The organism is Nostoc sp. CHAB 5715 (genome assembly GCF_020829685.1).
In the GTDB taxonomy this organism is placed as follows: Bacteria; Cyanobacteriota; Cyanobacteriia; order Cyanobacteriales; family Nostocaceae; genus Nostoc.
Genome location: NZ_JAIVFR010000607.1, coordinates 1 through 4,734 on the forward strand (window position 1 = coordinate 1; position 4,734 = coordinate 4,734).

Below are 4,734 nucleotides of genomic sequence, written 5' to 3' on the forward strand. Positions count from 1 at the left end.
GCTTTTTTCATCGACATGAAACAAATGGGAAATTAACCCCATCTCGCTACCAAATTCTAAGAACTGGTCTTGCAGACGGGAAATTAAATCTGGTTGAAACGCAAAATTTTTTGTTTCTCCATTAACGGATGAAATTTCTAAAATCTGTTGCCATAAAAATCGGTGGTGGGAAAGACTAAATTGCAAATCTCTCTCCTCTAGTTCGTCAATAATCGCTTGACGCTGTTCGGGACAATGTAAGTAAATTCGCAGTAATAAAGCCTCTGCATGTTCTAAAAGGCTGCGTTCTGTGGGGAGAGACGCGATTAATGGCCTCTGTACGGAGTTGGGAGAAACGCGATTAATCGCCTCTGTACTAGGAAGTGGGGATTTGCTACCTCCCCATGCTTTTCTGGCTGACACAGGTTTAGAGTATGTAGCCGGAGGGGGAGCAATTTGAGTTAGCAAATTTTCGACTCGTAGGGGTATAAGTCTGGTATCTCCTAAGCTAAGTATTTCTGCACAGTAGGAAACGTAATAGTTGCGTGTATCGCTGTTAACTATATTTTTAAGTAATTTGACTAATTGCTGAGTTACTTGCTGAAAATCAGTAGCCTGTCTCAAATCACGATCTTGAATAATTTGCTGAATCTGCCAGTCTAGCCAAAGTGGCGCATTTTTTACCAGTTCTCCATAATCTTCTGAAGTTCGCTGGTGCAAATATTCATCAGCATCTTTACCATCGGGTAAATTGAGAACCTTTAGCTGAACTTCGCCTTTGTATGCTAGTTCGGCAATTTCACCGATCGCCCGAACGGCTGCATTGGTTCCGGCTTTATCAGCATCAAAGTTGAGTACTAATTGTTTCGATTCGGTGTAGCGTAATATTAACCGGACTTGTTCTAAGCTTAAAGCTGTACCGAGTGAGGCGACGGCGTTATTAATACCAGCAGCGTGGAGAGCGATCGCATCAAAATATCCTTCTACCACCACGGCTTGATCGAGTTGAGAAATCCCACCTTTGGCTTGATCGAGGGCAAATAAGGTTTTACCTTTACTAAAAAGTTCGGTTTCTGGTGAATTTAGATATTTAGGTTGTACCCCTTCCGGGGAAGCTGCCCTCTGGGCGTCTACATCAGTTAGGGTTCTACCACCAAAGGCAATGATGCGCCCTTGGACATCACGGATGGGAATCATCAAGCGATCGCGGAATACATCATAATAACCGCCTCCTTCCTTGCGTGGCTTAATCAATCCCGCTTTTTCTAGTATTTGGGTTGGATAATGTTTATCTTCTACTAAATAACGATAGAGAGTTTCCCAACCTGCGGGGGCATAACCTAAACCAAATTGCTGTATAGTTTCTTCTTTGAGTTGGCGGTTAGATTGCAAATATTGAAGTGCCTTTTGCCCTTGGGATTGTCTCAGGGCGTGTTGATAAAACTGTGCTGAAGATGCCAGAACTTCATATAACTGCTCACGCAAAGATAGCTGACGCTGTAATTCTTGGCGTTGTTCGGGTAAGAGTGTTTGCACAGGTACTTGGTAACGCCGTGCTAAATCCAACACCACATCAGCAAAAGAACGCTTCCCCAATTCCATGACAAACTTAATGGCATTTCCTCCGGCTTGACAGCCGAAGCAATAGTACATTTGTTTAGTCTGGCTGACGGTGAAACTGGGAGATTTTTCATCGTGAAAGGGACACAAACCGACGAAATCTTTTCCACGTTTGCGTAAAACTACGTATTCGGAGACGACATCTACAATATCAGCCCGTAGTTTAACTTCCTCAATTGTGTCTGGGTGCAAGCGGGGGATTTGCATATACTTAGTCATTGGTTATTAGTCATTAGGCATTGGGCATTGGGCATGGGGCATTGAGCATTGGGTACTTGTACTGAGCGAAGTCGAAGTATTGGGCATTGGACAATAATTAGTTCTTCTCCCCCTGCTCCCTCATCTCCCTCATCTCCCTCATCTCCCTCATCTCCCCACTCCCCACTCCCCACTCCCCGGACATTAACTTTGGAGAAATACCAAAGGACAAATGACAAAGGGCTTCTGATAGCTATTATATTCTTGTTGCTAGGCCAAGAATGATGTATACAATTGCTTACACTTAATTTTATCAGAGGAAATACTTAAAATGGGGCGTATTTTTATTTCGGCGGCTCACGGAGGTAAAGAAGCTAGAGGGATAGATCCAGGTGCGATCGCAGGTGGTACAACTGAAGCTAAAGAAATGATTTTGCTGCGGGATTTGATTGTCACGGAACTGAGGGCGCGGAATTTGGAAATTTTAGCGGTTCCTGATGACTTAAGCGCCGCCCAAACTATTACCTGGATCAATTTCCGTGGCCGTCGGGGTGATGTCGCCCTAGAAATTGAATCTGACGCGGCTAATAGCCCTTCTGTGCGTGGGGCTAGCGTTTTCTATATTGCTAATAATAGCGATCGCAGAAGCAATGCTGAACAATTGCTAGTGGCGTTATTGCGCCGCGTACCCCAATTACCGAATCGCGGAGTCAAGCCAGATACAAATAGTGGATTGGGTAGTTTAGCATTCTGTCGCCAGACAACGCTTCCAGCTTTGGTGATGCAAGTGGGGTTTCTTAGCAATCCAGAGGATCGGGCTTTGCTGCAAAGTCGTCGCCGCGATTTTGCTTTGGGAATTGTCGATGGACTAGTAACTTGGAGTCGTGTGATTGACCCCACTCCTGGAACTCCGACCGAAGCAAATTATCCGCCAATTAATATTAATATTAATGGACAAAATTACTCAGAGCAAGGAGTTTTAGTTAATGGTAATGCTTACATCCCCATTGATTTAGTAGACCGTTTGCGGATTGATCTTTCAAAAACGGCTAATGTCAATCGGATTACCTATCGCAAAGTAGTTTATGTTAAAGCGATCGAACTGCGAGATTTTAATGTTGCAGTCAGTTGGGATGCTGCAACGCGTACTGTTAGCTTGCGATCAAATTTGGTGGTTTGCCCTGGTCAATTTGAGCGGGTGATGTCGAACGGTAATACTTCTGAAGTACAGTTACAATTATTTCTGAGAAACAATAATGAAAATGCTTTGGTAAGCTTTCCTGACATCCCAAAACTTTATCGAGAAGAAGCAGGGATAGAAGGAGTAAACTATGATATTGCCTTTTGCCAAATGTGTGTAGAAACTGGATTTTTACGGTTTGGTGGTGATATTAGACCTGAGCAAAATAACTTTGCAGGCTTAGGTGCGATCGGTGGTGGTTCGGAGGCTGCATCTTTTCCAAGTGCCAGAATTGGAGTGAGGGCACACATCCAACATTTGAAAGCTTACGCTAGTTTAGAACCTTTGGTACAAGAAGTAGTAGATCCAAGGTTTCGCTTTGTGACGCGGGGAATTGCGCCATTAATTGATCAGCTATCAGGGCGGTGGTCAGCAGATTTAGATTATGGCACGAAGATTTCAGCAATGCTCAAACGATTATATGAATCAGCAGGACTTATTTGAGTATTGAGTAACTTGTTCTAAGTAGGTCTACGTCAAAATTTGTAGTTGGAATAAAGTAAGAAGCAAGAAGGCTTTAGCCTAGTTTATCTTTGTTTACATAGTTTGGTTTTATTATGCCAACCTACTTAGCATTTTTTTTAGGGCGTTGTTACTTAGAATAATATTCAGAAAATTTCTGTTGAATACTCCGAGCAAAAATGTTAGGTGGAAAATTTATGTATAATATTATCTAGAAAAATGTAGAAGATAGAAAATAATGAAAGAACTATTTGATTATCTGTTGAAAAATCAAATTGCTAATAATGTTGTTACAATTGCTTTCTTTGTTATTGTTATTTCAATAACGCTGATATATGTTGTTGCATTTTTTCAGGGGCGAGATGTTTCGTTCTGGCCCCCAAGCATCGGTAAACTACCAAATAACTCAGCAGGACAGAGTAGTTCTCCAGGTGGTTCAGGAAATTCGACAACTCGTCGAAGTTTTATACCTACCGTTATTGGTACATCAGTAGGGCTAACTGCTGGTTGGTTGATTGGACAAAAACAAGCATCTGAGTCAACAGAAAATATCTGGACAACAGCCATCTATAATAACGTGGACGATGGACACCTTCTTGAGTGAAAGTGCCAAAAACACTATTCTCTATAATGCTCTACAAGCAGTCTGCGATCGCGTTAGGGAAATGTCAGGCCAGCGATTTATTATAACTCTAAAGAGATCGGGAAAAACAGAACAACTTTTAAACGATGTGGATAAGGGAGTAGTACAGTGCGGATACAATGGAATCTATTATGGTACACAGAAGCTTAAGATTCTTTATTTTGGTTGTGCAATTCCTTTTGGACTCAACCCTCAAGAACAGAATGCTTGGCTCTATTACAAGAAAGATCCAAATCCCGAAGCACCAACTTTCATGAAAGAAAAGATTCCCGAAACAGGAATTCAATTAATGCAGTTTAATGAGGAGATTTTGAAAGCAGCCAGGGAAGAAACAATAAAGTTGCTAGATCAGTATGCTATAGAAGATGAAGAAGATTTTAAGTACGTTTATGACGAATGGAAAAACTTTACTCAACAAATTTGAGGTTGGTCAAAGCAGAATGAAATACCATCTAAGTTTTTTCTCGATTTTTAGATTTAGTCACAAAAATGTTAATAGAGATTGTTAAGAAAAAACTTGAGGGCTGCACAAGGTTGACAGGTGAAGAAAATGGGCGAACCAGGCAAAAGACTACTGAACGAGTATCTCCTA

5 protein-coding genes are annotated in these 4,734 nt (G+C 41.7%); 3 read left to right on the forward strand and 2 right to left on the reverse strand.

The features are described 5' to 3' along the window. A partial coding sequence (gene dnaG / locus LC574_RS27180) for a DNA primase (RefSeq protein WP_229456780.1) occupies positions 1–1,806 on the reverse strand: 1,806 nt, incomplete at its 3' end. Between the two features lie 8 nt (positions 1,807–1,814). Next, entirely contained in the window at positions 1,815–1,991 is a 177-nt protein-coding gene (locus LC574_RS27185; protein ID WP_229456776.1) for a hypothetical protein, read from the reverse strand. A gap of 137 nt (positions 1,992–2,128) precedes the next feature. Between LC574_RS27185 and LC574_RS27190 the strand changes: the two genes are divergently transcribed. The 3 genes from LC574_RS27190 to LC574_RS27200 all read left to right on the forward strand — a co-directional run bounded on the left by LC574_RS27190 (position 2,129) and on the right by LC574_RS27200 (position 4,566). Beyond that, positions 2,129–3,481, forward strand: a complete 1,353-nt coding sequence (locus tag LC574_RS27190; RefSeq protein ID WP_229456777.1) for an N-acetylmuramoyl-L-alanine amidase — start codon at positions 2,129–2,131, stop codon at positions 3,479–3,481. 256 nt (positions 3,482–3,737) lie between these two features. Continuing rightward, complete coding sequence (locus LC574_RS27195; RefSeq protein WP_229456778.1) at positions 3,738–4,103, forward strand: hypothetical protein; 366 nt, start codon at positions 3,738–3,740, stop codon at positions 4,101–4,103. Next, positions 4,096–4,566, forward strand: coding sequence for a hypothetical protein (locus LC574_RS27200; protein WP_229456779.1), 471 nt, complete (start codon positions 4,096–4,098; stop codon positions 4,564–4,566). Before LC574_RS27195 ends, LC574_RS27200 begins: the two co-directional genes overlap by 8 nt. Positions 4,567–4,734 lie beyond the last annotated feature (168 nt).

Coding starts and splice junctions, on each gene's coding strand:
- LC574_RS27190 (WP_229456777.1), top strand. CDS start 2,129: ATGGGGCGTATTTTTATTTCGGCGGCTCACGGAGGTAAAGAAGCTAGA.
- LC574_RS27195 (WP_229456778.1), top strand. CDS start 3,738: ATGAAAGAACTATTTGATTATCTGTTGAAAAATCAAATTGCTAATAAT.